Raw genomic sequence first — 25,945 nt, forward strand, 5'->3', positions numbered from 1 at the left:
GGCGCTCAGCGCGAGAGCGCGTCGACCAGTTCCGGCACGGCGTCAAAAAGATCCGCCACCAGTCCGTAATCAGCCACCTGGAAAATGGCCGCCTCCGGATCCTTGTTGATCGCAACGATCACGCGCGACTCCTTCATTCCCGCCAGGTGCTGAATGGCGCCCGAGATGGCCACGGCGACATACAGTTCGGGCGCGACGATCTTTCCGGTCTGGCCGACCTGCCAGTCGTTGGGCACGAACCCCGCATCCACCGCGGCGCGCGATGCGCCAAGGGCCGCACCAAGTCGCTCGGCCAGCGGAGTCAGCACCGCATGGAAGTGCTCGGCACTGCCCAGCCCTCGCCCACCGGATACCACCACTCGCGCCGAAGCCAGCTCGGGCCGGTCCGAGGCCACGGTCTCGCGCGACACGAAGCGCGACAAGCCCAGATCCGGCCCGGCCGGCAGCGCTTCGACCGGCGCGATCTCGCGCCCCGTGAGCGCAGCCTCGAAAGCCGTCGCGCGCACCGTCAATACCTTGACCGCATCGGTGCTCTTCACGGTCTCCAGTGCGTTGCCGGCATAGATCGGATGCACGAAGGTGTCTGCAGACTCGATGGCGCATACGTCACTGACCTGCGCCACATCCAGCAAGGCCGCCACGCGCGGCATCAGGTTCTTGCCGAAGGTGCTGGCCGGTGCGACGAGATGGCTGTATCCGGCCGCGTGGGTCACGACCAGCGCCGCCAGGTTCTCGGCAAGCTCGTGCTCGTAGTGCGGCGCGTCGGCGCACAAGACACGCCCCACACCGGCAATGCTCGCTGCTTCCGCGGCCACTGCCGTACATGCAGCACCGGCCACCAGCACTTCAACCGAGGCGTCGATCTGCAGCGCAGCGGCAATGGTCGCGAAGCTTGCCGGGCGCAGCTTCGCGTTGTCGTGTTCGGCAATGACAAGGATGCTCATCAGATCACCTTGGCTTCGTTGCGTAGGCGCTCGACCAGCGTCGCCACGTCCGGCACCCGCACGCCGGCGCGGCGTTTCGGCGGCTCGCTGACGCGCAGCACCTGCAGGCGCGGCACGACGTCCACGCCCAGTTCGTCCGGCGTCTTGCGCTCAAGCGGCTTCTTGCGGGCCTTCATGATGTTGGGCAGCGTCGCGTAGCGCGGCTGATTCAGGCGCAGATCGGTCGTGACGACCGCCGGCAACTGCACTGAAACCGTCTCCAAGCCGCCATCCACCTCGCGCGTGACCGCGGCACGACCATCCGCAAGTTCGAGCTTCGACGCGAAGGTGGCCTGCGCCCAGCCCATCAGCGCCGCCAGCATCTGTCCGGTCTGGTTGGCGTCATCATCAATGGCCTGTTTGCCGCAGATCACCAGCCCGGGCGACTCCTGTTCACACAGGGCCGCCAACAGCTTTGCCACCGCCAAGGGCTGAAGCGTCTGTGCAGACTCGATCAGCACGGCGCGATCCGCCCCCAGCGCAAGCGCAGTGCGCAGCGTCTCCTGACAGGCATCGGTGCCGCAACTGACCGCGATCACCTCGCTGGCAGTGCCGGCCTCACGCAAGCGCACGGCCTCTTCCACCGCGATCTCGTCGAAGGGGTTCATCGACATCTTCACGCCATCCAGCTCGACGCCGGATTCATCCCCCCTCACGCGGATCTTCACGTTGTAATCGATCACGCGCTTGACCGGCACTATTACCTTCACCGTTCTGCCTCCCTGTTGTCCGGCCCGATTATCGCGAAACTCACCTGGGCGCCAACAGCCCGGGAAATACGGAGCGCGCGTTGAGCGCCGTCTGTCGCACCAATTCTTCGACACTCGTTGAGCGAAGTTCGGCGATGATCGAAGCGATTTCTCGCAAATTAGCGGGTTCGTTGGGACAGTCCTGTGCCCACTCCGGGCGGATGTCCGGTGCATCGGTTTCGAGCACCAGCACCTCCTCCGGCAGTGTGGCCGCGAGCTGCCGGATGCGCGTCGAACCCGAATAGGTCGAAGAGCCGCCGAAACCAAGCTTGAAGCCCATGGCTGCAAAGATGTCGGCTTGCTGCCGACTGCCATTGAAGGCGTGGGCGATGCCGCCGGGCACCTCGATGCGGCGCAATTCCTTGAGGATGGCATCGACAGCGCGGCGCACATGCAGGATCACCGGCAGGTCGAAGCGTCGGGCGAGCTTGAGTTGCGCGACAAAGTAGCGCCGCTGCAGCGCCGGGTCGATGTCGGTGACGTAGTGATCCAGCCCGATCTCCCCGACGGCAATCGCCCCGCCGCCCGCCAGGCGCTGTTCCAGTTCTTCGAGATCCGAATCGTTCGCGCGAGCCACATACAGCGGATGGATGCCGAGCGCATGTCGAACATCGGCATGCGCCGCAGACAAGGCCTCCACGGCATCAAAGTTGGACCGCTCGACCGCCGGCACGATGAATCCGCTCACGCCCGCGGCCCGCGCCCGTTCGAGCACCGCATCGACTCCATCGCCAAACTCCGGCGCGTCAAGATGGCAGTGGGTGTCGATCAGGCCATCGAACGCCATCGCCCTACCCCTTGCGGGCCAGAAAATCGCGGATTCGACGGCGGGCTTCGTCATCCTGCAGGTTCTCGGCCATGACTTCCGCCGAGAGCTGATGGGCCGCATCGATGCCCATTTCAAGCTGGCGCACGAAGAACTGCTTGCCGGCGCGCACCGCATCGGGCGGATGGCGACAGATATCCGCCGCCAGTTCGGCCACTACCGCATCGAGCCGAGCGGGTTCCACCACCCGGTTCACCAGGCCCAGGCGCAAGGCCTCCGCGGCATCGACAAACGCACCGCCAAAGAGCATCTCAAAAGCGGCTTTGCGCCCAAGATTGCGCGACAGACCGACGGCCGGCGCCGCGCCGAACAAGCCCAGGCCGATACTTGAGGTTGCGAACCGCGCCTCACTCGACGCCACCGCCAGGTCGCACATCGCCACGATCTGACAGCCACCCGCCGTCGCCAGACCCTGCACACGGGCAATCACCGGCTGCGGAATCTTCTGCAGCTTGCGGACGACGCGGTTGAACAGTTTGAAGGCTTCGCGATGCGCCGCAGTGTCACCCGCGGCCAGTTCGGCCAGATCGAAGCCTGCGCAGAAAGCATCGCCGGCAGATTCGACAATGACCACGCGGGTTTCATCGCTGTTCGAGATACGATCCAGCTCGCCCAGCAGCGTCCGCAGCATGTCCGACGACAATGCGTTGAGTGCATCCGCGCGCTCGATCACCAAACGCGCCAGCGGCCCTTCGAAACGACAGTGGACGGCAGCCGTACCCATGACTCAGCCCGACTTGCGGCGCCGCGACCGCAATCCATCAGAGCGCACCGCCAGACCGCGCCCGACCGACAGCCATTGACGCTGCTCTTCTTCCAGCGCAGCTGCGGTCAGCGGTCGGCTGGTCAGCCAGTCGGCCGGAATGCCCAGCGCAAACCCCTGCTCGGTGCGCTCCAGCGAAATCGGCGGCACTTCGCGGCTGTCGCGCGAGCGATGTACGATGCAGGCGATACGCAGGCACACCACCAGCAACCAGTCTGGGTTGTCGTCCTCCATGGAGGCGATGCGCGCGAGCTTGCCACGCTGCCCCAGCACGATGCGCGCCAGTCGCGCCTGATCCATGCGCGAGAAACCCGGCATGTCGGCGTTGCCCAGAATGTAGGCACTGTGTTTGTGGTAGCTCGAATGCGCCACAGAAATACCGATTTCGTGCAGCAGTGAAGCCCATTTCAGGAAGCGGCGATCCGGGTGATCCAGGTCGGACGCCTCCGGCACCACGCACTCGAGCAGATGACAGGCGGTTTCGGTCACGGCTTCGGCTTGCTGACGATCAATCTGGTAGCGGCCGATGAAGGCATCCACCGTTGCATCGCGCAGATCGTGGTGGTGGTAGCGCCCGAGCAGGTCATACAGCACACCGAGGCGCAGCGCCCCTTCGGAGAAGACCATGCGCTTGATGCCGAACTCGTGGAACACGGCCGACATGATCGAGAATCCGCCCAGAATCACCGGCAGGCGGTCATCCTTCAGGCCGGCCAGATCAACGCGATCGAGCTGGCCCGCGCGCAGCAGCGCAGCACGCAAGCGGTCCAGCCCTTCGAGGGTGATGCCGCCGTCGGACCAGCCGTTCTGCTCGAGTACATCGGCCAGCGCCTTGGCCGAGCCGGAAGAACCCACCGCCACCTCCCAGCCCGTCTGGCGATAGGCCCGGGAGATCGCCTGCAGCTCGCGCCGCGCGGCGTATTCGGCATCGCGCAAGGTGTGCTTGTCGATGCGTCCATCGGGGAAATAGTTGAGGCTGAAGCTGACGCAGCCCATGTACAGCGATTCGAGCAGGATGGGCTCGAAACTCTTGCCGATGATGAACTCGGTCGAGCCGCCGCCGATGTCCACCACCAGCTGCTGACGATGCGGGTCAGGCAGCGTGTGTGCCACGCCGACATAGATCAGTCGCGCTTCCTCACGCCCCGAAATGACCTCGATCGGCACGCCGAGCACAGCTTCGGCCTCGGCCAGAAAACTGCGCGCATTCTTTGCCACACGCAGGGTGTTGGTCGCTACTGCCCGCACCGAAGTCCGGGGAAAACCGCGCAGGCGTTCGTTGAAACGGCTCAGCGCTTCCAGCGCGCGCTGGCGCGCGGCTTCGTCGAGCAACTTGTCGCCGGTCAGCCCGGCCGCCAGCCGCACCGGCTCCTTGAGACCATCGAGCGGATAGATCTGATCGTTGACGATTTTTCCGACTTGCAGCCGGAAACTGTTGGAACCCAGGTCGATCGCGGCGATCAGTTCATGCATGATGTTCGGGTGAGCGCCGTTGGCGTGCAATGCAGATGCGCCGGATTCTACCACTCAGCCCCCCTGCAGACCCCGCTCGTCGGGGTCTGCGGTAAGCTGTAAGGCGGCTTCGCGAACTGTCATCAAAACGTAATCCGGCCCGTTCAGCATGGGCCGCCTGCGCGCTACCGCGCCCTCCGGAACGACGATGAAACTTCCCCAGCGCCAAACCAACAATTACCCCACCGAACACTTCATCAACCGCGAGATCTCGCTGCTGCGCTTCCAGCGCCGGGTGCTCTCGCAGGCGGCCGACCGCAACGTTCCACTGCTCGAACGGCTGCGCTTCCTTTGCATCGTGTCGAGCAACCTCGACGAGTTCTTCGAAATCCGCGTCTCCGGCATCAAGGAGCAGATCCGGCTCGGCATCCGCACGCCGGGCAGCGACGGCCTGACGCCGACCGAACTGCTCGAAAAGGTCAGCGCCGAAGTACACGCCCTGATCGCTCAGCAATATGAACTGCTCAACGACGACATCCTGCCGGCGCTCGAAGCCGAGGGCGTGGTCTTCCTGCGGCGCGGCGAATGGACCGAGGAACAGGGCAAGTGGATCGAGGATTACTTCGATCGCGAGGTCAGCCCGGTGCTGACCCCGATCGGGCTCGACCAGGCCCACCCCTTTCCGCGCGTACTCAACAAGAGCCTGAACTTCGCCATCGAACTCGAAGGCCGCGACGCCTTCGGCCGTGATTCAGACGCCGCCATCGTGCAGGCGCCACGCGCACTGCCCCGCGTAATCCGGCTGCCGCGCGAACTGGGAGAGCGCGAGTACACCTTCGTGTTCCTGTCGTCGGTCATGCACGCCCACGTCGACAAACTGTTCACCGGCATGCGCGTGCTTGGCTGCTACCAGTTCCGCCTGACCCGCAACTCCGACCTGTTCGTCGACGAAGAGGAAGTCGAGAGCCTGATGGCCTCGCTCAAGGGTGAACTGCAGCAGCGCCACTTTGGCGACGCCGTGCGGCTGGAGATTGCCGACACCTGCTCGGAAGACATGGAAAACTTCCTGCTGCAGCAATTCCGCCTACAGCGTGCCGACGTGTATCGCACGCCGGGCATCGTCAATCTCGTGCGCCTGATGCAGGTGCCGGACTGGGTCAACCGACCCGATCTGAGCTACCCGCCGTTCACGCCGGGTGTGCCGCGCAGCTTCGATACCAAGCGCGATATCTTCACGACCATCCGCAAGCAGGACATCCTGCTGCACCACCCCTTCCAGAGCTTCGAGCCGGTCGTGCAGATCCTGCGCGAAGCCGTGGACGACCCGCAGGTGCTGGCCATCAAGATGACCGTCTACCGCACCGGCGCGGAATCCGTGCTGATGGAACTGCTCGCACGTGCTGCGCAAAAGGGCAAGGAAGTCACGGTGGTGATGGAGCTGATGGCGCGCTTCGATGAAGAGGCCAACATCATGCTGGCCAACCGTCTGGAAGAGGTCGGCGCGCACGTGGTGTATGGCGTGGTGGGCTACAAGACGCACGCCAAGATGCTGATGGTCGTGCGCCGCGAAGCCGGCAAGCTGGTGCGTTACGTGCACTTGGGCACCGGCAACTACCACCCCCGTACCACCCGCTTCTACACCGACTTCGGCCTGCTCACCTGCAACGAGGAAATCGGCGCCGACGTGGCCGAAGTGTTCAAGCAGCTCACCGGGTTGGGCAAGGCCACGGCGCTCAAACACCTGTGGCAGGCCCCGTTCGCGCTGCAGCCCAACGTCGTGGCCGCGATCAACGCCGAGGCCGAGGCCGCACGCGCCGGCAGGAAGAGCCGCATCATGGCCAAGATGAACGCCCTGCTCGAATCCGAAACCATCGAGGCGCTGTATGCCGCCTCGCAGGCCGGCGTGCCGATTGACCTCATCGTGCGCGGCCCCTGCGCCCTCAAGCCGGGCGTGCCGGGCTTGTCGGAGAACATCCGCGTGCGCTCCATCGTCGGACGCTTCCTCGAGCACCACCGCATCTTCCACTTCCACGCCAACGGTGAAGACACGGTCTATCTGTCCAGCGCCGACTGGATGGACCGCAACTTCTTCCGCCGCATCGAGATCGCCTTTCCGGTGCTCGACCCCAAGCTGCGTCGTCGCGTCATCCGCGAAGGGCTGCGCGCCTACATGGCCGACAACACGCAGGCCTGGGAAATGCTTTCGGACGGCCGCTACCGCCGTCGCAGCGGCCGGGGCACGCGGCGCTCGGCACAGCTGATGCTGCAGCAGGAGCTGTCGGCGTCGTGAAGGGACTTACTTGCGGCGTGCGTCGATCACGCCGCTGACCTCGCGGATCAGCTGGATGGCGTGCTGGATCTGCGTGACCCCGCCAACCTCGAAGGTGAAGCACATGAAGGCGCGCCCCTTCTTGGTCAGCGTATTCACGGCGGTGACGTTGATCTTCTCGCGTGACAACACATCCGAGATGTCGCGCAGCAGACCCTGACGGTCCTGCGCCTCGACGCTCACATCCACCGGGAAGAGGGACTGGGCGGCCTTGAAGGCATCGTCGCCCCACTCCGCCTCGACCACCCGCTCTGGTTCGTGCTTGACGAGATTCTGGAACGACGGGCAGTCCACACGGTGGATCGAGACGCCGCGTCCCCGCGTGACAAAACCCTGGATGGCATCCGGCGGCGCCGGCTTGCAGCAGCGGCCAAGCGACGTCATCAGCTTGCCGACACCGACGATCAACACCTTGCCGCCGGTATCCCCGGAACGGCTGCGACCAACGACGATACCGGCCTCCCCCTCGGGGATTTCCTCGGCAGCACCGCCGCGCAGCGCGTTCTGGATGGCGCGCACGCCCACTTCGCCACGCCCGGCCGCCACGAACAGCGCGTCCGCCCCCTTGAAGCCGAGCCGCTCGGCCAGGTCATCGATGTTGGCCTGCGTCTGCCCTTCGCGCTGCAGTTCCTTGATCACGAAGCTGCGCCCGCGCGCGAGCATTTCCGACTCTTCGAGCTGGTTGAAGTACTGCCGGATCTTGTTGCGGGCGCGGCTGGTCGCGGTGTAACCGAGTTGCGGATTGAGCCAGTCGCGTGACGGGCCGCCTTCCTTGGCCGCCACGATCTCGACCGTCTGACCACTCTTGAGCTGCGTGTTGAGCGGCACCAGATGGCCGTCCACCTTGGCGCCGCGGCAACGGTTGCCCAGATCGGTATGCAGCCGGTAGGCGAAGTCCACCGGCGTCGCACCGCTGGCCAGGTCGATCACACGGCCCTGCGGCGTCAGCAGGTAGATGGTGTCGTCCAGCGCCGCACGGCGCGACTGCGCCACCCAGTCGGACGAATCGGCCACTTCGTCACGCCACGACAGCAGACTGCGCAGCAACGCGATCTTTTCGTCGTACTCCTCGCCCGCGCTGCCGCCTTCCTTGTAGCGCCAGTGCGCGGCCACGCCGAATTCGGCATGGCGGTGCATGTCGTGGGTGCGGATCTGCACTTCCAGCGCACGGCCGTCCGCGGCGCGCACAGCGGTATGCAGCGACTGGTAGTTGTTGCCCTTGGGCTTGCTGATGTAGTCGTCGTACTCCTCGGGAATCGGCTCCCACAGCCGGTTCACGATGTCGAGCACCTTGTAGCAGTGGTTCACCTTGCGCACCAGCACGCGCACCGCACGGATGTCGTACACCTGCTCGAAGCTGAGCTTCTTCGAGCGCATCTTGTTGTAGATGCTGTAGATGTGCTTGGGCCGGCCGTACACCTCACCGTCGATGCCGGCCGCCGCCAGCTCGTTGCGCAACAGCGTGATGGCCTCCTCGATGAAAGCCTCGCGCTCGGCGCGCTTCTCGTCGAGCTTGCGCGCGATCTGCTTGTAGGTGGCCGGTTCGAGGAAGCGGAAGGACAGGTCTTCCAGTTCCCACTTGAGCTGGCCAACGCCCAGCCGGTTGGCCAGCGGCGCGTAGATATCCAGCGATTCGCGCGCCAGATCGGCCTGCGCCTCGGACTTGCGCTCGGCGTAATGGCGCAGGGTCTGCGTGCGCGAAGCCAGGCGCAGCAACACCACGCGAATGTCGGCGGCCATGGCCAGCAGCATCTTGCGCAGCGATTCGGTCTGCGCACGCACGTCGGAGGCCTCGCCACTGCCCTGCACGCGGGTCAGCACGCGCAGGCCGTTGAGCTTGCGCAGGCCTTCGACAATGCCGGCCACCGAGTCGCCGAAACGCTCGGCCACCTTTTCCAGGCTGCCGGTGCGGTACACCGGCACCGCAAAGAGAATGGCCGCAATGCGCGCTTCGGCATCGAGACGCAGGGAGCTGACGATCAGCGCCATGCCCAGCGCGTGCGTCCATACCGATTCACCGGTGCCGAGCACCTCGTCGGAATAGATGTCGCGGGCAAGCGCCAGCGCCTCGTCGATGTCACCTTGCGCCTCGGGCTCAAGCCCTTCGACGAGCAGTTCCAACGGGGCCGCCGCAGCGTCGGCGGATACGGCGTGAGTAACGGAAACCATGGACGCGATTATCCCACAAGCGCCCGCGCCAAAGTCCGCGGTCCCGTGCGTGCTGCAGCGCGATATGCGATGATCGGGCGCCCATGCGGCCGCCTGCCCTCTCCGATGCGCAAAACCCTCTCCAACCCCTATCTGCTGCTCACGCTGGCCGCCCTGTTCTGGTCCGGCAACATGGTCGTCGGCCGTGGCGTGCACGAGGCCGTGCCGCCCTTTGCACTGGCCTTCTGGCGCTGGACGCTGGCGCTGGCCTGCGTGGCGCCGCTGGCGTTGCCGCATCTGCGCACCCAATGGCCACTGGTGCGAAAACACTGGAAGGCGCTGGTGGTGCTCGGTCTGCTCGGCGTCGGCGGCTTCAACACGTTGGTCTACATCGGCCTGCATTCGACCACCGCCACCAACGCCGCCATTCTCAATTCGGTCATCCCGATCATGACCATCGCGCTGGCCTTCGCTCTGCTCGGGCGCAAGCTCGGCCGGCTCGAAGCACTCGGCGTGGCGGTGTCGCTGGCCGGGGTCGGCATGATCGTGGGGCGCGGTGACCTGAACACCCTGCTGGCCTTCTCGCTCAACCGCGGGGACTTGTGGTTGCTCGCCGCCGTGATGGTGTGGGGGCTGTATACGGTCGGCCTGCACTGGCGCCCGCCCATTCATCCGATGCTGTTGTTTGCGGTGTGCGCCGTGGTCGGCCTGACCGCCCTGGCACCGTTCTACGCCTGGGAACTGGCCAGCGGACAGCACATGAAAATGTCTGCGCCGGCGCTCATGGCCATCGTCTATGTCGGCATCTTTCCCGGCTTTCTCGGCCACGTGTTCTACAACGCCGGGGTGGCCGCCGTCGGGCCGAATCAGGGCTCGCTGTTCATCCACCTGATGCCGGTGTTCGGCACCCTTCTGGCTGCGCTCTTTCTGGGCGAGCGCCCCTTCTGGTTCCACTTTGCCGGCATGGCCCTGATCCTGTCGGGCATCTGGCTGACCAGCCGCTACCGCCGTGTTTGATCGCCTGCGCCGCTGGCTGGGGCACTCGGAGCAGACCGCTCCCGACATTGACGAGGCGCTGTGGCAGCGCGCCGAGGCCCGCCTGCCCTTTCTCGACTATCTGGAACCACGCCAGCGCGCGCGGCTGCGCAATCTTGCCCGTGGCTTCCTGGCCGGCAAGGAGTTCCACGGCGCGCACGGACTGGAAATCACCGACGAGATGATGCTCACCATCGCGCTGCAGGCCTGCCTGCCGATCCTGCGCGTGGGACTGGAGGCCTACCGCGGCTGGGTCGGCATCGTGGTCTATCCGGGCGAGATCGTGATTCCGCGCCAGCAGGTCGACGAAGACGGCGTGGTGCACGAGTTCAACGACGAGGTGCTGGGCGAGGCCTGGCAGGACGGCCCGGTGCTGCTGTCCTGGGAAACCCAGGCCGAGGAAGACGGGCTGGTAAACGTCGTCATCCATGAATTCGCGCACAAGCTCGACATGCTCAACGGCGGTGCCGACGGCTTTCCGCCCCTGCCTGCAGACATGTCTGCAGGCGACTGGGGGTGCGATTTCTCACGTGCCTACGACAGCTTCTGCCGCGCACTCGAGATGGGCCTGCCAACGCTGCTCGACCCCTATGCGGGCGAACACCCAGCCGAGTTCTTTGCCGTCGCGTCCGAAGTATTCTTTGAGGCACCGAATGCCTTGAAGAGCGCACATCCTGCTGTTTACAAACAGCTTTCAGTTCTATTTGGTAGCGACCCCGCGGTCGGCGAGGAAGGTCTTCGCAGCCTCCGCGCGGCGCAAGATTGAGTCACAAAAATATTCTTTTCCGCCACCACAGCGGCTGGCGTCGTCATATTTTGCGATGTGGAACCGAGCACCTTTGCCCCCCCAACGCGAGAGGTCTAAGCTGGGATCGTTGCCTATTCCATGGCAACACAGGAAGTCCGAAAGGAACCTGAGCGCGGTTAGCGCACCCTGCACCGGCCATGTGCCAAGCGTGCAGAACTGACTAGGGGGAGCGGGCGTACGACGCTCCCCCTGTCACGCCCGGCCCCGCCGGATTCCGTCGGACGGAAACATGCAAACAGCGGAGGAACACCCATGGCGATCACCTGGATTTTGGTAGCCAATGCCAGCCTTGCACGGCTGTACGAGCACCTCGGACCGAACAAGGGGCTCAAGCTGGTCAAGGAAATGATCCACCCCGAAAGCCGCTTCAAGAACTCCGAGCTTGTCACCGACCGACCGGGCAGCATGAACGGTCACGGCGCCGCCCAACCGCAGACCGAACCCAAGGCCCACGAAGCCAAGGTGTTCGCGCAGGAACTGGCGCACGAGCTCTACCATGGAAGAACCAGCAACGCCTACGCGCGCGCCATCGTCTTCGCGCCGCCGTCCTTCATGGGGATGCTGAACGGGGTGCTCGACACCCCCACCGCACAGCTCATCACCGATCGCTTCGAAAAGGACTACACCAAGTCGCCGGAACCACGTATCCGCGAACGGCTGGAATCCTGCATGTTCGTCTGACGTGACCAACCTGCAGCTTTGACAAGCGGGGCTTCGGCCCCGCTTTTGCGTTTACGCCCGATCAGCGGCAGGCCAGCGCCCCAGCACCTCGTAGTGCGCCCCCGAGGCCCGCAACTTCGACTCGACCAGTACGAATCCGTCCGCACGCAGGCGCACGGCCGGCTCCAGCGGCGTACGCTGCGTCTCGCAGGCCGCATTGCGCAGCAGCGTGACGTGGGGCACGAAGGGCCGGATTTCCATCGCAAAACCGGCCTTGCCAAGTTCCTGATGCAGCTCGGCAGCCAACGCAGACAGCGCTTCCGGCGCATCGGCTGGTCCGGCCCACACGATGTGCTTGCGGGCCCATTCGCCGAGAACATCGAGTTGCAGCTCGAAAGCACGCGGCTGCACCTTTGCGCCAACCGCAAGCAGCTCGGCAATGCGCGCCCGCGACACGCCGCCGACGAAGGCAAGGGTCAGATGCAGGGTTTCGAGCCGCATCGCGCGACCGCCGAAACGCGGTTTCAGCGAATCGGCCAGGCGATGCAGCGAGCACGCGGCATCCGCTTCCGGCCACAGCGCGAAGAAGACCCGCGCGCGCTCTTCGCGCTCAGGCTTCACGCCACTCCAGCAAGGCCACCACCTGCGCGGCAATGCCTTCGCCACGACCGGTGAAACCAAGGTTCTCGGTGGTCTTGCCCTTGATGTTGATGCAGGCGGCGTCCATGCCCAGATCGGCCGCGATGTTGGCCACCATGGCGGGCGCATGCGGCAGAATCTTCGGCGCACCGCAGATCACCGTGGCATCGATATTCACCACCTCGAAACCGGCTGCCCGCACACGCGCAAAGGCCTCGCGCAGCAGCACGCGGCTGTCGGCGCCGGCGTGCTGCGGATCGGTATCCGGAAACAGCCGTCCGATGTCGCCCAGGCCGGCCGCCCCCAGCAACGCATCGGTCAGTGCATGCAGCAGCACATCCGCGTCGGAATGACCGAGCAGGCCTTGCGGAAACGGGATGGTCACGCCGCCGATGATCAGCGGCCGCCCCGGCACCAGCGCGTGCACGTCGAAGCCCTGACCGATGCGCAGATTCGTCATTGCCCTTCTCCCTCGCGCCGGCTGGCGAGTATCCATTCGGCCAGATGCAGATCCACCGGCCAGGTCACTTTCAGATTGGTGGCGTCGCCCTGCACCAGTTTCGGATGCAGGCCGGCGGCCTCGATGGCGCTGGCTTCATCGGTGACGTCGTGCGCGTCTTCCAGCGCCCGGCGCAGCATCACGTAGCGGAACATCTGCGGCGTCTGCGCCTGCCACAGTGCCTCCCGCGACACGGTCTGGACCACACGCCCCTGCCCGTCGCCGCGTTTGAGCGTATCGGCCACCGGCACGGCCAGCAAGCCACCCACTTCGTCGCCAGCCAGTTCGGCAATCAGCTTGTCCACATGCCAGGGCGCGATGCACGGGCGCGCTGCGTCATGCACCAGTACCCAGTCGTGCTGTTCGACCTCGCCGGCAATCGCACGCAGGCCGCCGAGCACGCTGGCCGCACGCGTGGCGCCGCCGCAGAACAAGGGCACCAGCTTGGGGCCGAGCACCGACCAGTCGTGGCTGCCCCACTCCGGGTCATTCACCGACAACACGACGAAGACCTTGTCGATGGCGTCCACTGCGCACAGCGCTTCGAGCGTGTGCGCGATCAGCGGGCGGCCGGCCAGCGGCAGGTATTGCTTGGGACGTTCGGCACCCATGCGGCTGCCGCTGCCGGCAGCAGGAACGAGGGCGAAATGGCGAGCGGAGGTGTGTTGCATGCCGCGGATTCTAATGCAGGCCGCCGTGTGCGCAGCGAATTGCGACGCTGTGCCGCAGGCCCGCAGCAATGCTGCGACGACTTCCTATAATGATTTTCACCCTGGACATTTGCCGCACCTGAAACCCTGCTTGAGCAAGGAGAGCCATGGCCATCGCCCTGATACGCCCGGCGGCCGTTGCCGGGCATTTCTATCCGTCGGACCCCGAGCTGCTGCGCAACCAGATCAACGAAATGCTGACCGCCGCAATGCCGGCCGAGGAGCTCACCACGCCACCCAAGGCGGTCGTGGTGCCGCATGCCGGCTACATCTATTCGGGCATGATCGCCGCCAATGGCTATGCGCCCGTGCAGATGCTGCGCAAACAGGTCCGCCGCGTGGTGCTGCTTGGCCCGGCACATCGCATGGTCGTGCGCGGTTGCGTGCTGCCCACGGCTCAGGGTTTTGCCACACCGCTGGGGGTGGTTCCGGTCGACCTGCGCACCACCACCATGCTGCAGACGCTGCCCGACATCAGCGTCGATGATCGCCCGCATGCGCAGGAGCATTGCCTCGAAGTCCAGCTTCCCTTTTTGCAGACCATGCTCGACGATTTCGAGATCGTCCCGCTGCTGGTCGGCAAATTGCCGCCCGAGGATGTCGCCGACCTGCTCGACATCCTGTGGGGCGGGCCGGAAACCCTGATCGTCGTCAGTTCAGACCTGTCGCATTACCTCGGTTACGACGACTCACGCGCACTCGACCGCTCCACCGCACGTCAGATGCTCGATCTGCGCCCCTGCCTGCATGGTGACCAGGCCTGCGGCGCGCACGCACTCAACGGCCTGCTCACCCTCGCGACGCGGCGCGGGCTGGAGCCCTATCTGCTCGATCTGCGCAACTCGGGCGACACCGCCGGTGATCGCTGCCGGGTGGTGGGTTATGCCAGCGTCGCCTTCGTGGAGTTTCCGTCCGAATCCGTGCATGCTCTGAGGCACTGACGTCACGCATCTGCCGAGGACTGCCACGTGAAACTGCGCGATTCACACATCGCACTGCCGGCCGACGGCCAATGGTTGCTGGCGCGCCTGCACCATTCGCCGGCGGTCCGGGGGCTGGTCATCGTGATCGGCGCAGACGACGCCCATGAGCCGCCCGAAGCGCCGGGGCTGATCGACGCGCTGCACCACCACGGCTTTGCCAGCCTGTTGCTCGATCTGCTCACCGAGGCCGAAGCCGAGCGTGACCCGGATGCGCCCTTCAACATCCCGCTGCTGGCCACCCGTGTCCTGGCGGCGGCCGAATGGTCGGCCCATCAACCGGGCCTCAAGGCCCTGCCCCTGTTCCTGATTGCGCGCGGCACCGCCTGCGGCGCCGCCGTGCGGGCCGCGAGCCGCTCACCGGACATCTTTCGCGCCATCGTCTGTCTGGGCGGACGCATGGATCTGGCCGGCGTCGAACCGCTCGCCCGGCTGATCGCGCCGACACGCATCATCGTGGCCGAGGACGATCCGGCGCTGCCCATCATCAAACGCGCCCAGGCCGAGCTGTCGGCCGAGCACGACCTGCAACGCCTGTCAGCCGAAGATGCACCGCGGCACGCCGCCACCCTGTCGCTGGAATGGATTGCCCACTGGCGCGATGTCGAGCCCGCGCCGGATGATGGACAAGGCTGATCGCACCGGCCTGCTGCTGATCCTCCTCCTGCTGCCGTTCACGCCCCACACCGCCGGCAAAGACGCCAAGCGCCGCGTCGGCGACTGGCTCTCCGAACGGGGCTGCGAGATCGCCGGCCACCCCTGGCTGTCACGCTGGAAGCTGGTCACACCCCGCTGAGAAGCCTCGCTTCGCCTATAATCCGCGGCTTGCTCTCCGCCTCGCCCAGTCCCCGCTGATGTCGCTCAAGCCCGAATCGCTGCTGCCCGAGCTCGCTGCCCTGTCGTTTCCGAAGGCCGGCGTGCGCCACACCCTGCCCCTGCTCGCCGGCTCGTCCGACGCGCTGGCGGTGGCGCATTTCGCTGCGCGCGGTCGCACCCTGTTGCTGATCTGCGCCAACCCGCCCGAAGCGCAACGCCTGCATGACGAGCTGGCGTGGGTCGCACCGGATCTGCGCGCGCATCTGTTCCCGGACTGGGAAACGCTGCCCTACGACAGCTTCTCGCCACACCAGGACCTGATCTCCGAGCGGCTGGCCACGCTGTATTCGCTCACACGTGGCGAGGCCGACGTGGTGATCGTGCCGGCCTCCACGGCGTTGTACCGCATGGCGCCGCCGAGCTTTCTGGCCGCCTACACCTTCTTTCTCAAGCAGGGCGAGCGGCTGGATGTGGACAAGCTGCGCAACCAGATGGCCACTGCCGGCTACGCCCACGTCACGCAGGTGGTCAGCCCCGGCGAGTTCTCGGTACGCGGAGGCCTGATCGACCTGTATCCGATGGGCTCCAGCCTGCCGCTGCGCATTGATCTCTTCGACGACGAAATCGAGAGCATCAAGACCTTCGACCCCGACACCCAGCGCACGGTGTACCCCGTGCCGGAGATCCGACTGCTGCCGGCGCGCGAATTCCCGCTGGACGAGAAGGCGCGCACCGCCTTCCGCAGCCGCTTCCGCGAGACTTTCGAGGGTGACCCCTCGCGCGTGCAGCTCTACAAGGACGTTTCCAACGGCATTGCACCGGCCGGTATCGAATATTTCCTGCCGCTGTTCCACGACGAAACCGCAACGCTGCTCGACTACCTGCCCGACGACGCGGTGGTGATGCTGCACCACGACGTGCCGGCCGCCATCGACGAGTTCTGGCGCGACGCGCGCCAGCGCTACGACTTCCACGCCGGCGACCGCAGCCGCCCGGTGATGAAGCCGGCCGCGCTGTTCCTCGGTCAGGAAGAGTTTTTCACGGCGCTGAAGAGCCTGCCCGGCCTGTCGATTCCGGCCAACGAAAACGCGGCAGACGACGCGCTACGCGCCTCCGAAGCACCACCCGAGGTCGCCGTCGAGCGCAAGGCCACCGACCCGCTGCACAAGCTCAAGGACCTGCTGGCCGGCGACTGGGCGATGTCCGGCGGGCGCGTGCTGCTGCTGGCCGAATCGCCGGGCCGGCGCGAGACCATGGCGGAATACCTCGCGGAGTACGGCCTCAAGCCCGCAGCGAGTGCCGATTTCGCCGGCTTCCTCGCCGCCGACGAGGCCTTTGCGTTGGGCGTCTCGCCGCTGCTCAATGGCTTCACGCTGCCGCAAGCCAGACTCGCCATCGTCACCGAAGCCGAGTTGTACGCTGCCACCGCCCGCACGCGCGGCCGGCGCGGCAACCGCAAGGCCGCCAGCGTCGAAGGCTGGCTGCGCGACCTGTCCGAGCTCAAGCCGGGTGATCCGGTGGTGCACGCCTCGCACGGCATCGGCCGCTACGTCGGCCTGATTCACATGGATCTGGGCGAAGGCGACACCGAATTCCTGCACCTCGAGTACGCCAGCGGCGACAAGCTCTATGTACCGGTATCGCAACTGCACCTGATCTCGCGCTACGCCGGCGCCGACCCGGAAGCCGTCGCCCCGCACCGGCTGGGCTCCGGCCAGTGGGAAAAGGCCAAGCGCAAGGCCGCAATCCAGATCCGCGACACCGCCGCCGAGCTGCTGGCGCTGTACGCCCAGCGCGAGTCGCGCCCCGGCCATCGCTTCGACTTCCGCCAGCACGATCTGGAAGCCTTCGCCGAAGGCTTTGGCTTCGAGACCACGCCCGATCAGCAGGCGGCCATCGACTCGGTCGTGACCGACATGAAGTCCGGCCGGCCGATGGACCGCCTGGTATGCGGCGACGTGGGCTTCGGCAAGACCGAAGTCGCCTTGCGCGCCGCCTTCGTGGCCGTAGCCGGCAACATGCAGGTGGTGGTGCTGGCACCGACCACGCTGCTGGCCGAGCAGCACTACCAGACCTTTGCCGACCGCTTTGCCGACTGGCCGGTGAAGGTCGCCGAGCTGTCACGCTTCAAGTCCGCCAAGGAGCAGAACGAAGCGCTGGCGCAACTCGGTGAAGGCAAGGTCGACATCATCATCGGCACCCACCGGCTGCTGCAGAAGGACGTCAAGTTCAAGCGGCTCGGGCTGGTCATCATCGACGAGGAGCATCGCTTCGGCGTGCGCCAGAAGGAGGCCATGAAGCGCATGCGCGCCGAGGTGGACGTGCTCACGCTGACTGCCACACCGATCCCGCGCACGCTGGGGCTGGCGCTGGAAGGCCTGCGCGACTTCTCGATCATCGCCACCGCGCCGCAGAAGCGGCTGGCCATCAAGACCTTCGTGCATGCCCACAGCAAGGGCATCGTGCGCGAGGCGGTGATGCGCGAATTCAAGCGCGGCGGGCAGGTGTACTTCCTGCACAACGAAGTCGACACCATCGAGAACATGCGCCAGAAGCTCAACGAGCTGATCCCCGAGGCGCGCATCTCGGTCGGCCACGGGCAGTTGCCCGAGCGCGAACTGGAACGCGTGATGCGCGAGTTCACGCAGCAGCGCACCAATCTGCTGCTGTGCACGACGATCATCGAGACCGGTATCGACATCCCGAGCGCCAACACCATCATCATCAACCGTGCCGACCGCTTCGGTCTGGCGCAGCTGCACCAGCTGCGTGGCCGCGTCGGGCGCAGCCACCACCAGGCCTACGCCTACCTGCTGACGGATTCCGACGCCAAGCCCTCGGCGCTGGCCAAGAAGCGGCTGGAAGCCATCACCGCCATGGAAGAACTCGGCTCGGGCTTCTATCTGGCCATGCACGACCTCGAAATCCGTGGCGCAGGCGAAGTGCTGGGCGAGAACCAGTCGGGCGAGATGCAGCAGATCGGTTTCTCGCTCTACAGCGAGATGCTCAAGCGCGCCGTGCGCGACCTGCAGGCCGGCAAGGAACCCAATCTGGCCGATCCGCTGGATGTCGTGACGGAAATCAACCTGCACACGCCAGCCCTGCTGACCAACGCCTACTGCCCGGATGTGCAGGAGCGCCTGACGCTGTACAAGCGGCTGGCCAACTGCGACACCGAGAACGATCTGCGCGACCTGCAGGAAGAGCTCATCGACCGCTTCGGCGACATGCCCGAGCAAACCCAGGCGTTGCTTGAAACCCACCGCCTGCGTATCCAGATGAAGCCCTGGAACATCCAGAAGCTTGATGCCTCGGAACACCAGATCAGCGTGCAGTTCGGCCCCGAGGCGCCCATCGATCCGGCCAAGGTCATCATGCTGATCCAGAAGGATCGCAACACCCGCATGGCCGGCCAGGACAAGCTGGTACAGAAGATCGCGCTACCCGAGCTGCGCATGCGCGCCGCGGCGGTGCGGCTGCTGCTTGAATCGGTCAAGGCCTGAATAGCGCACACCTATTCATTTCATCCGAGCAATCAATTTTTGCTTTTCTGCGCCGGCAACTAGGATTGCATTGCACTGTTGCGTCCGCGCCCGACCCGCCCGTGGCCCCCGCGTTACAATGCGCCCCCTGCCCCACATGAAACCGGGAACCCGCATGTCCGCAGCCCAGACCGAAAACCTCAACATCGCCGCCTTCGACCCGATGCCCTCCCCCGAGGAAATCATCGCGCGCGTGCCGCTCAGCGAGCGCGCGGCGCAGACCGTCGTGGCCAGCCGGCGCGCACTGGGTGACATCCTCGACCGCAAGGATCCGCGCCTGTTCGTGGTCATCGGCCCGTGCTCGATCCATGACCCGGTCGCCGGTCTGGACTACGCGCGACGGCTCAAGAAGGTCGCAGACGAAGTCGCCGACACCATGCTGATCGTGATGCGCGTGTATTTCGAGAAGCCGCGCACCTCGGTAGGCTGGAAGGGCTACATCAACGATCCGTACATGGACGACTCCTTCCGCATCGACGAAGGCATGGAGAAGGCGCGCCGCTTCCTGCTCGACATCAACGAAATCGGTCTGCCCGCCGCCACCGAGGCGCTGGACCCGATCGCACCGCAGTACTACGGCGACCTGATCGCGTGGACGGCCATCGGCGCACGCACGTCGGAGTCGCAGACCCACCGCGAGATGTCGTCCGGCCTGTCGACCCCGGTCGGCTTCAAGAACGCCACCGACGGCGATCTTTCGGTGGCCACCAACGCCATTCTGTCCGCCTCGCACCCGCACAGCTTCCTCGGCATCAACGGCCGCGGCGTGACCAGCGTCGTGCGCACGCGCGGCAACCGCTATGGCCACGTCGTGCTGCGCGGCGGCGGGGGACGGCCGAACTACGATTCGGTTTCCATCAAGCTGGCCGAGCAGGCGCTTGAGAAAGCCAAATTGCCGCAGAACATCGTCGTTGATTGCTCGCACGCCAACTCGTGGAAGAAGCCCGAGCTGCAGCCGCTGGTGATGAAGGACGTGGTCAATCAGATCCGCGAGGGCAATCGTTCCATCGTTGGCACCATGGTTGAGAGCTTCATCGAGGCCGGCAACCAGTCCATCCCTGCCGACCTGTCGCAACTCAAGTACGGCTGTTCGGTCACCGACGGCTGTGTCGACTGGGACGCCACCGAGGCCATGCTGCGCGACGCGCATCGCGTGCTGTCCGAATCCGGTGCCCTGCGGAGCCGCCTGGGATGAACCTTGTCGTGCAGGGCGCGTCGCTGGCACCCGACACGCTGCAGGCCCTGCGCACCGCCGCCGGCGCCATCGCCGTCACGGCGCTCGGCCCGCAGGCCAGCCGGCTCGACAACGCCCATCACACCCTGCAACTGGCCGCGCTGTGCCGCGACCTCGGGCTGGACTGCAGCGCCACACTGGGACGCAAACTCGCCGACTACGGCCTGTTCGTCACCGACATGGACTCGACCCTGATCGACATCGAGTGCATCGACGAAGTGGCCGATCTGGCCGGCCGAAAACACGAGGTCTCGCGCATCACCGAAGCCGCCATGCGCGGCGAGATCGACTTTGCCGAGTCGCTGACGCGCCGCGTTGCGCAGCTGGAAGGCCTGCCGGAAAGTGCACTGGCCGAGGTATATGAGCAGCGCCTGCACCTCAACCCGGGCGCCGCAACGCTGATCACCGCACTCAAGACGGCCGGCCTCCACACCGTGCTGGTGTCCGGCGGTTTCACCTACTTCACGGAGCGTCTGAAAGCCCGGCTGGGTTTCGACGCCGCCCACGCCAACGCCCTGGAAGTTGCCAACGGCAAGCTTACCGGCAGCATCACCGGCCCCATCATCGACGCCGCGGCCAAGGCCGCCGTGCTGCGCGATGCGCGCCATCGACTGGGGCTGGCGCAGGAGCAAACCATCGCCATCGGCGACGGTGCCAACGATCTGCTCATGCTGCGCGAAGCTGGCCTCGCCGTGGCCTACCGCGCCAAACCCACGCTGCGCTCGGTCGCGGACGTGTGCATCGACCATGCTGGGCTCGACGGAATCCTCCATCTGCTCGATTGAACGCAGCTCCGCCGTACGGTACAACTCAAACCGTGCGTCACTGCCCCCACCGGACGGCCCCATGCCTACTGCTCCACCCCCTGTGAGCTTTCGCAAACTGAACAGTCACGGCGATGAGCGTGGCGTGCTGACCGAGGTCTTCCGCAACGAATGGCTGGGAGACGACCTGCCGCCCGTGCAATGGAATTTCGTACGCTCCCGCCCGCACGTCCTGCGGGGCGTGCACGTCCATGTGCATCACGTCGACTACCTGCTGGTGCTGCGCGGCACCATGCATCTGGGGCTGTGCGACCTGCGCGAAGGCACACCCGGATTCATGGAGTCACACATTGTCGAGCTGCGCGGTGACGATCTGACCCTGGTCACCGTCCCGGTCGGGATGGCGCATGGCTTCTACTTTTCCGAACCCTCCGAGATGCTGTATTCGGTCACGCACTACTGGGACCCGGTACTGGACGAGCTTGGCTGCATGTGGAACGACCCTGGCCTCGGGCTCGACTGGCCTGAGCGCAATCCGATCCTGTCTGCACGCGACCAACAGGCTCATTCACTCGAAACCCTGCTCACCCAATTGCGCCAGCGGGAGGATCTCCCGTGGTGAAAATCGGACTGATCGGCTGTGGCAGATGGGGCAAATACATCCTGCGTGACCTCAAGACCCTCGGCGCCAACGTCAGCGTGGTCGCACCGGGCGAGCACAGTCACGCCAATGCAGTGGCCGGCAAGGCCGATCTCATCGTGTCCACGCTCGATGCCCTGCCGGAAGCAGATGGCTATGTCGTGGCCGTACCCACGGTGCTGCATGCCCAGGTTCTCGAAACGCTGATCGCCACCCGCAAGCCGGTCTTCTGCGAGAAGCCGCTCACAGCGGACGTAGCCGCAGCGCGCCGTCTGGTCGAGCTCGCTGGCGAACGCATCTTCGTGATGGACAAGTGGCGCTATCACGCAGGCATCCTGAAGCTGCGCGACATCGCGCGTTCCGGCGAACTCGGGCCTATACTGGGCATCAAGACGCGCCGCGTGCAATGGCAATGCCCGCATGACGATGTAAGCATGGACTGGATCCTGCTGCCACACGATCTGAGCATCGCACTGGAAATCCTCGGTTTCGTGCCCACAGCGCAGGCGGCCTTCGCAGAAACGCGTGCGGACGCGCTGATCGGCCTCACAGCGTTCCTGCAGTCGGACGGCGTGTGGATGACCAGCGAAGTCGGCATCCGCTCCCCCACCCACAGCCGTTCCATCGAAGTGCGCTGCCGCGACGGGGTGGCCAGCATCAGTGATGCCTATGACGAAGCCGTCGTGGTACAGCGCACCGAGGGCGCAAGCACCCGGACAGCGCCACCGCCGCCCGATCCTCGACCGGTCGCGCAGGACATGCCGCTGTACAAGGAGCTGGAGGCGTTCGTCAGCCATGTGCGCGGGAACGCGCCGCCGCCCCAAAGCAGCGCCGCTGAAGGGCTGTTGATCGTCGAGCGGATTGCCGAGCTGCGCCACCTGGCGGGGCTGGACGCATGAGTACACCAGCCTTCACCGTGCTCATTCCGACGCATGACCATGCCGACACCCTGTGGTATTCGGTGGCCAGCGTGCAATGGCAGACACGTCAGGATTTCGAGATATTCATTGTCGGCGACGGCGTACCGGAGCGCACACGCGAAGTGGTCGCAGATCTGATGGCGCGCGACGCGAGGATCCGCTTCTTCGACAACCCGAAGGGCGAGCGCCACGGCGAAGCGCTACGCCATGCGGCGCTGCAAGAGGCCCGTGGGCGCTACATCTGTTACCAGTCGGACGACGACCTATGGTTTCCGGAACACCTTGAGCGCATGGCTTCCATGCTTGATCAGCACGATCTCGCGCACACCATGCAGATCGACATCAACCCGGACGGCAGCACCGCAACACGCATGTACGATGCCCGCCTGCCCGATCAGATCAAACGCATGCGCCAGCTCCGCGCCGGTTTCGGACTCGCCAGCGGCGGCCACACGCTCGACGCTTACCGACGCCTCCCGCGCGGCTGGTTCCCGGCACCGTCCGGCTTCAACACCGATCTGCATTTCTGGCTGCAGTTCCTGGATCAACCCTGGTGCCGCTACACCTCATTGAAATGGCCGACTCTGTGCCATCTTGCTTCCGTTCACCGGCGCGATTGGTCGAACCCCGAACGTATTGCCGAGCTGGCAGTGTGGTGGCCGCGCATACGCGATGCACAGCAACGCTGCGCGCTCATTGAGGGCGCATTTGCCCCGCTCGCAGAGTTGACGCTGAGCTACGGTCTGGCGCCGGAACAACAGACGCAGCTTGAGGCGCAACGCCAGGCCGTTCGCAGCCACATCCGGAAGCTGGAGGCGTGGCTCGACAACACCAGCACACGACCGCTCAGAAAACTCGCCCGCCCGATCCGGCGTATCGCCCGGCTGCTGGCTGGCTGAAGCATCGGCGGCTATCCAGGCCGCTGCAGACTGGCGACGCCGGTTCAGCCTTGAAGATGTTCCAGCACCGCCCCCAACATCGACTCCCCCAGCCGCATGCTGCGCGCACCGCTCCAACCTGCACGCGCGTCGGGCAGATTGGCGTTGTCCTTGAAAGGCATCTCCAGCGTCAATGACAGGCAGTGGAAGTGATGTGCCACCCACTTGCTGGCGAGCTTGAGCACATCTTCGCGAAAGCGACCGTTCTCGTAGCCATATTCGGTCTGGAAATCGGGGCTCGCGGCCTGCACGGCGGCAATGAAGCGCGCCTGTTGCACTGCCAGTTCGGGCGGCAGGCCCGGAACATCGTCCGCAGTGGAGAAGAACACATAGGGCAGCGATTCATCGCCGTGGATGTCGAGAAACAGATTGCAGCCGGTACGCTCCATCTCGCGGCGCACCAGAAAGACCTCGGGGCTGGCGTCAGCATCGGGCGCCAGCCATTCGCGGTTCAGGTTGCGCCCTGCGGCGTTGGTGCGCAGGTTGCCCAGCACCGCGCCGTCCGGGTTCATGTTGGGCACCACATACACGACGGCGTGCTCACGAATGCAGCGTGCCACCGGGTCGGAGGCGTCCAGCAGTCGGTTCACGAAGCCCTCGACAAACCATTCCGCCATGGTCTCGCCCGGATGCTGGCGGGCGATTACCCAGATCGGCATACGGCCAGGCTGCGGCTCACCGATCATCAGGCGGTCGAGCTCACGCCCCTGCACTGTGCTGCCAATGCTGTCAAGCGTGGCAAAGGGCGACTGTGATGCGCGCGCCACGAAGTCCAGATGGCGCTCGTGTGAATACGGCTCGAAATACGCGTAGAACACACTGCCCTGCTCCGGCGTGTGTTCGATGATGAGCTGACCGTTCTCGTAGCGACTCGGCACGCGAAACCAGTCCTGCCGGTCGTACGACGCCACCGCCCGATAATCCGTCCAGCCGTCCGGGTAGGTCGCTGTCGACGCGTTCTCGAACACCATGCGCACCGGCTGTCCAGCTGCACCAAGCAGACGGAAGTGGAACCACTGACGGATGTCGGCCGCGTTGTCATTACGCAGACGCAGGCGGATGTTGGCCGGGTCGGTCAGATCGACGACTTCGACACTGCCCGAGTCGAAGCCGCTGACGATGCGCAGCACTTTGCTCATGTCAGTCTGCCCGCCGACGGAACACCAGCCGGTCGGCATCCGACACGTCCGGCACAAAGGCATAGCCCTCGGCATCGAAATGTTTGAGACCGTCCACATCGGTAATGCGCTTGGTGATGGCGTACCGCGCCATCAGGCCGCGCGCCCGTTTGGCGTAAAAGCTGATGATCTTGTACTGCCCGTTCTTCCAGTCCTGGAACACCGGCGTCACGATGCGCGCCTTGAGCTTGGCGGGCTTGACCGACTTGAAGTACTCGTCGGACGCAAGATTCACCAGCACCGCCGACTCGCCCGCCTTCTCGCGCTCGGCGACGACCTGATTCAGCGCCTCGGTGATGCGCTCGCCCCACCACGCATACAGCGTGTTGCCGGCCGGAGTCTGAAGCTTCGTGCCCATTTCCAGCCGGTAGGCCTGCATCAGATCCAGCGGCCGCAGCACGCCGTACAGGCCCGACAGAATGCGCAGATGCTGCTGTGCCCAGTCCAGATTCTTTGCGTCCAGTGAAGGTGCATCCAAGCCTTCGTAAACATCCCCGTTGAAGGCCAGCACCGCCTGCTTGGCGTTGTCCGGCGAGAACGGCTGTGACCACTCCTGATAGCGCGCCACATTCAGCGTGGCCAACTGATCCGAGAGACTCATGAGCTTGCTGACTTCCTGCGGCGACAGCTCGCGCAGGAGCTCGATCAGTTCTGCGGAAGCATCGAGGTGCTCAGGCTGGGTGTGCTTGGCGACGGTCGGCGGGGTTTCGTAGTCGAGCGCTTTGGCGGGGGAAAGGACGAAGATCATCGGGCTGCGTGGGGTTTGGACATTGGGCGATGGTAACAAACGGCGGGGTCATGCGGACGGGCAAGTCGGACCGGAAAAACGCAGGCTGCGACCGCAACTCCTTCGCTTCCTTGAAGCTAAGGTGTAGCCATTGAGAACCACCCCGCAAGCACTGAGGCTTTCAGGCTCTGCCATCAAGAACTGCCGAGTACACCTCCTCGGTTTTGCGGGCCAAGGCGTCATGCGCGAAACAGCTTCTGGCCCAACGCTCGGCGTTGCGTCCCAGGCGCTGACGCGTGTGTTCATCAAGCAATTGCCTGCAGGCATTCGCCAACGCTTCTGGTGTTCGTGAAGCGATGACCAGCCCCGTCTCGCCATTACGTACATGCACGGAGTTGCTCGGCGAGGTAAAGCCCGCCGACAGGACCGCCTTCCCGGATGCCATCGCTTCATACATTACCGAGCCGCCAGCGAGGCTGACGAGCACATCGATGTGACCTGCCCCCAGTTTTAGTACCGCTGCCTACTTAGTAGGCCCTGGGGTTGAGATGAGTGTTTCTTCCTTTTGTTGCTGCTTCCCGGCGCGCCAGTTGGCGGCAAACTCC

25 protein-coding genes are annotated in these 25,945 nt (G+C 65.2%); 13 read left to right on the top strand and 12 right to left on the bottom strand.

The window, feature by feature from the left end:
- Positions 1 to 5: 5 nt before the first annotated feature.
- The 5 genes from AC6H0R_RS10155 to ppx are packed head-to-tail and all read right to left on the bottom strand — an operon-like array spanning position 6 to position 4,794.
- Entirely contained in the window at positions 6 to 944 is a 939-nt protein-coding gene (locus tag AC6H0R_RS10155; protein WP_497581244.1) for an electron transfer flavoprotein subunit alpha/FixB family protein, read from the bottom strand.
- Positions 944 to 1,693: an electron transfer flavoprotein subunit beta/FixA family protein gene (locus AC6H0R_RS10160; protein ID WP_497581245.1), complete on the bottom strand. Its 750-nt coding sequence runs from the start codon at positions 1,691 to 1,693 to the stop codon at positions 944 to 946. Before AC6H0R_RS10160 ends, AC6H0R_RS10155 begins: the two co-directional genes overlap by 1 nt.
- A 40-nt stretch (positions 1,694 to 1,733) precedes the next feature.
- Positions 1,734 to 2,519, bottom strand: a complete 786-nt coding sequence (locus AC6H0R_RS10165; RefSeq protein ID WP_497581246.1) for a TatD family hydrolase — start codon at positions 2,517 to 2,519, stop codon at positions 1,734 to 1,736.
- A 4-nt stretch (positions 2,520 to 2,523) separates the two neighbouring features.
- A complete protein-coding gene (locus AC6H0R_RS10170) occupies positions 2,524 to 3,282 on the bottom strand; it encodes an enoyl-CoA hydratase-related protein (RefSeq protein WP_497581247.1) in 759 nt (252 codons plus the stop codon).
- A gap of 3 nt (positions 3,283 to 3,285) precedes the next feature.
- Positions 3,286 to 4,794 carry an exopolyphosphatase gene (ppx, locus tag AC6H0R_RS10175; RefSeq protein WP_497581248.1) on the bottom strand — a complete coding sequence of 503 codons (1,509 nt, stop codon included), beginning with the start codon at positions 4,792 to 4,794 and terminating at the stop codon, positions 3,286 to 3,288.
- Between the two features lie 187 nt (positions 4,795 to 4,981).
- Between ppx and ppk1 the strand changes: the two genes are divergently transcribed.
- A complete protein-coding gene (gene ppk1, locus AC6H0R_RS10180; RefSeq protein WP_497581249.1) occupies positions 4,982 to 7,063 on the top strand; it encodes a polyphosphate kinase 1 in 2,082 nt (693 codons plus the stop codon).
- A gap of 6 nt (positions 7,064 to 7,069) precedes the next feature.
- On the opposite strand, the gene AC6H0R_RS10185 is transcribed toward ppk1, so the two are convergent.
- The gene (locus AC6H0R_RS10185; RefSeq protein WP_497581250.1) at positions 7,070 to 9,271 is read right to left on the bottom strand and encodes a RelA/SpoT family protein; all 2,202 of its coding nucleotides are present in this window, start codon (positions 9,269 to 9,271) and stop codon (positions 7,070 to 7,072) included.
- Positions 9,272 to 9,376: 105 nt separating this feature from the next.
- Here AC6H0R_RS10185 and AC6H0R_RS10190 point away from each other — a divergent pair, with 105 nt between their 5' ends.
- From AC6H0R_RS10190 to AC6H0R_RS10200, 3 genes are all read left to right on the top strand, one after another.
- A complete protein-coding gene (locus AC6H0R_RS10190; protein WP_497581251.1) occupies positions 9,377 to 10,267 on the top strand; it encodes a DMT family transporter in 891 nt (296 codons plus the stop codon).
- A complete protein-coding gene (locus AC6H0R_RS10195) occupies positions 10,260 to 11,051 on the top strand; it encodes a M90 family metallopeptidase (RefSeq protein ID WP_497581252.1) in 792 nt (263 codons plus the stop codon). Before AC6H0R_RS10190 ends, AC6H0R_RS10195 begins: the two co-directional genes overlap by 8 nt.
- A gap of 294 nt (positions 11,052 to 11,345) precedes the next feature.
- Positions 11,346 to 11,774, top strand: a complete 429-nt coding sequence (locus AC6H0R_RS10200) for a host attachment protein (protein WP_497581253.1) — start codon at positions 11,346 to 11,348, stop codon at positions 11,772 to 11,774.
- A gap of 51 nt (positions 11,775 to 11,825) precedes the next feature.
- Here the strand turns inward: AC6H0R_RS10200 and thpR are convergent, their stop codons facing one another.
- From thpR to ispD, 3 genes are read right to left on the bottom strand one after another with little or no spacing between them, the layout of a single operon-like run.
- Entirely contained in the window at positions 11,826 to 12,374 is a 549-nt protein-coding gene (gene thpR, locus AC6H0R_RS10205; protein ID WP_497581254.1) for an RNA 2',3'-cyclic phosphodiesterase, read from the bottom strand.
- A complete protein-coding gene (gene ispF / locus AC6H0R_RS10210; RefSeq protein WP_497581255.1) occupies positions 12,364 to 12,852 on the bottom strand; it encodes a 2-C-methyl-D-erythritol 2,4-cyclodiphosphate synthase in 489 nt (162 codons plus the stop codon). Before ispF ends, thpR begins: the two co-directional genes overlap by 11 nt.
- On the bottom strand, positions 12,849 to 13,562 hold the full coding sequence (gene ispD / locus AC6H0R_RS10215) for a 2-C-methyl-D-erythritol 4-phosphate cytidylyltransferase (protein WP_497581256.1): 714 nt from the start codon (positions 13,560 to 13,562) through the stop codon (positions 12,849 to 12,851). The genes ispF and ispD overlap by 4 nt, the downstream gene beginning before the upstream one ends.
- Before the next feature lie 146 nt (positions 13,563 to 13,708).
- Between ispD and amrB the strand changes: the two genes are divergently transcribed.
- The 9 genes from amrB (at position 13,709) to AC6H0R_RS10260 (ending at position 23,396) form a co-directional block, all read left to right on the top strand.
- Positions 13,709 to 14,542: an AmmeMemoRadiSam system protein B gene (amrB, locus tag AC6H0R_RS10220; protein ID WP_497581257.1), complete on the top strand. Its 834-nt coding sequence runs from the start codon at positions 13,709 to 13,711 to the stop codon at positions 14,540 to 14,542.
- 27 nt (positions 14,543 to 14,569) lie between these two features.
- On the top strand, positions 14,570 to 15,217 hold the full coding sequence (locus AC6H0R_RS10225; RefSeq protein WP_497581258.1) for a dienelactone hydrolase family protein: 648 nt from the start codon (positions 14,570 to 14,572) through the stop codon (positions 15,215 to 15,217).
- Positions 15,204 to 15,377: a hypothetical protein gene (locus AC6H0R_RS10230; RefSeq protein ID WP_497581259.1), complete on the top strand. Its 174-nt coding sequence runs from the start codon at positions 15,204 to 15,206 to the stop codon at positions 15,375 to 15,377. The genes AC6H0R_RS10225 and AC6H0R_RS10230 overlap by 14 nt, the downstream gene beginning before the upstream one ends.
- A 58-nt stretch (positions 15,378 to 15,435) precedes the next feature.
- On the top strand, positions 15,436 to 18,900 hold the full coding sequence (gene mfd, locus AC6H0R_RS10235) for a transcription-repair coupling factor (protein WP_497581260.1): 3,465 nt from the start codon (positions 15,436 to 15,438) through the stop codon (positions 18,898 to 18,900).
- Between the two features lie 154 nt (positions 18,901 to 19,054).
- Positions 19,055 to 20,134 carry a 3-deoxy-7-phosphoheptulonate synthase gene (locus AC6H0R_RS10240; RefSeq protein ID WP_497581261.1) on the top strand — a complete coding sequence of 360 codons (1,080 nt, stop codon included), beginning with the start codon at positions 19,055 to 19,057 and terminating at the stop codon, positions 20,132 to 20,134.
- A complete protein-coding gene (serB, locus tag AC6H0R_RS10245) occupies positions 20,131 to 20,958 on the top strand; it encodes a phosphoserine phosphatase SerB (RefSeq protein ID WP_497581262.1) in 828 nt (275 codons plus the stop codon). The genes AC6H0R_RS10240 and serB overlap by 4 nt, the downstream gene beginning before the upstream one ends.
- Before the next feature lie 82 nt (positions 20,959 to 21,040).
- A complete protein-coding gene (locus AC6H0R_RS10250; protein WP_497581263.1) occupies positions 21,041 to 21,559 on the top strand; it encodes a dTDP-4-dehydrorhamnose 3,5-epimerase family protein in 519 nt (172 codons plus the stop codon).
- Entirely contained in the window at positions 21,553 to 22,476 is a 924-nt protein-coding gene (locus AC6H0R_RS10255) for a Gfo/Idh/MocA family protein (protein ID WP_497581264.1), read from the top strand. Before AC6H0R_RS10250 ends, AC6H0R_RS10255 begins: the two co-directional genes overlap by 7 nt.
- Positions 22,473 to 23,396 (top strand): glycosyltransferase family 2 protein, encoded by a 924-nt coding sequence (locus AC6H0R_RS10260; RefSeq protein WP_497581265.1) that lies wholly within the window; start codon positions 22,473 to 22,475, stop codon positions 23,394 to 23,396. Before AC6H0R_RS10255 ends, AC6H0R_RS10260 begins: the two co-directional genes overlap by 4 nt.
- Positions 23,397 to 23,440: 44 nt before the next feature.
- Here the strand turns inward: AC6H0R_RS10260 and AC6H0R_RS10265 are convergent, their stop codons facing one another.
- The 3 genes from AC6H0R_RS10265 to AC6H0R_RS10275 form a co-directional block, all read right to left on the bottom strand.
- Positions 23,441 to 24,562, bottom strand: a complete 1,122-nt coding sequence (locus AC6H0R_RS10265) for a M14 family metallopeptidase (protein WP_497581277.1) — start codon at positions 24,560 to 24,562, stop codon at positions 23,441 to 23,443.
- A 13-nt stretch (positions 24,563 to 24,575) separates the two neighbouring features.
- Positions 24,576 to 25,361, bottom strand: a complete 786-nt coding sequence (gene yaaA, locus AC6H0R_RS10270; protein WP_497581266.1) for a peroxide stress protein YaaA — start codon at positions 25,359 to 25,361, stop codon at positions 24,576 to 24,578.
- Between the two features lie 160 nt (positions 25,362 to 25,521).
- Complete coding sequence (locus AC6H0R_RS10275) at positions 25,522 to 25,827, bottom strand: glycosyltransferase (RefSeq protein WP_497581267.1); 306 nt, start codon at positions 25,825 to 25,827, stop codon at positions 25,522 to 25,524.
- Between the last annotated feature and the right edge of the window lie 118 nt (positions 25,828 to 25,945).

It is taken from the genome of Pseudazoarcus sp. NS36, assembly GCF_059703705.1.

What these genes read in the sequence shown, in the direction of transcription:
- AC6H0R_RS10165 (WP_497581246.1), bottom strand. Translation starts at nt 2,519, where the DNA reads ATGGCGTTCGATGGCCTGATCGACACCCACTGCCATCTTGACGCGCCG.
- ppk1 (WP_497581249.1), top strand. Translation starts at nt 4,982, where the DNA reads ATGAAACTTCCCCAGCGCCAAACCAACAATTACCCCACCGAACACTTC.
- ispF (WP_497581255.1), bottom strand. Translation starts at nt 12,852, where the DNA reads ATGACGAATCTGCGCATCGGTCAGGGCTTCGACGTGCACGCGCTGGTG.
- ppx (WP_497581248.1), bottom strand. Translation starts at nt 4,794, where the DNA reads ATGCATGAACTGATCGCCGCGATCGACCTGGGTTCCAACAGTTTCCGG.
- AC6H0R_RS10170 (WP_497581247.1), bottom strand. Translation starts at nt 3,282, where the DNA reads ATGGGTACGGCTGCCGTCCACTGTCGTTTCGAAGGGCCGCTGGCGCGT.
- mfd (WP_497581260.1), top strand. Translation starts at nt 15,436, where the DNA reads ATGTCGCTCAAGCCCGAATCGCTGCTGCCCGAGCTCGCTGCCCTGTCG.
- serB (WP_497581262.1), top strand. Translation starts at nt 20,131, where the DNA reads ATGAACCTTGTCGTGCAGGGCGCGTCGCTGGCACCCGACACGCTGCAG.
- AC6H0R_RS10260 (WP_497581265.1), top strand. Translation starts at nt 22,473, where the DNA reads ATGAGTACACCAGCCTTCACCGTGCTCATTCCGACGCATGACCATGCC.
- ispD (WP_497581256.1), bottom strand. Translation starts at nt 13,562, where the DNA reads ATGCAACACACCTCCGCTCGCCATTTCGCCCTCGTTCCTGCTGCCGGC.
- AC6H0R_RS10185 (WP_497581250.1), bottom strand. Translation starts at nt 9,271, where the DNA reads ATGGTTTCCGTTACTCACGCCGTATCCGCCGACGCTGCGGCGGCCCCG.
- amrB (WP_497581257.1), top strand. Translation starts at nt 13,709, where the DNA reads ATGGCCATCGCCCTGATACGCCCGGCGGCCGTTGCCGGGCATTTCTAT.
- AC6H0R_RS10240 (WP_497581261.1), top strand. Translation starts at nt 19,055, where the DNA reads ATGTCCGCAGCCCAGACCGAAAACCTCAACATCGCCGCCTTCGACCCG.
- yaaA (WP_497581266.1), bottom strand. Translation starts at nt 25,361, where the DNA reads ATGATCTTCGTCCTTTCCCCCGCCAAAGCGCTCGACTACGAAACCCCG.
- AC6H0R_RS10230 (WP_497581259.1), top strand. Translation starts at nt 15,204, where the DNA reads ATGGACAAGGCTGATCGCACCGGCCTGCTGCTGATCCTCCTCCTGCTG.
- AC6H0R_RS10190 (WP_497581251.1), top strand. Translation starts at nt 9,377, where the DNA reads ATGCGCAAAACCCTCTCCAACCCCTATCTGCTGCTCACGCTGGCCGCC.
- AC6H0R_RS10200 (WP_497581253.1), top strand. Translation starts at nt 11,346, where the DNA reads ATGGCGATCACCTGGATTTTGGTAGCCAATGCCAGCCTTGCACGGCTG.
- AC6H0R_RS10155 (WP_497581244.1), bottom strand. Translation starts at nt 944, where the DNA reads ATGAGCATCCTTGTCATTGCCGAACACGACAACGCGAAGCTGCGCCCG.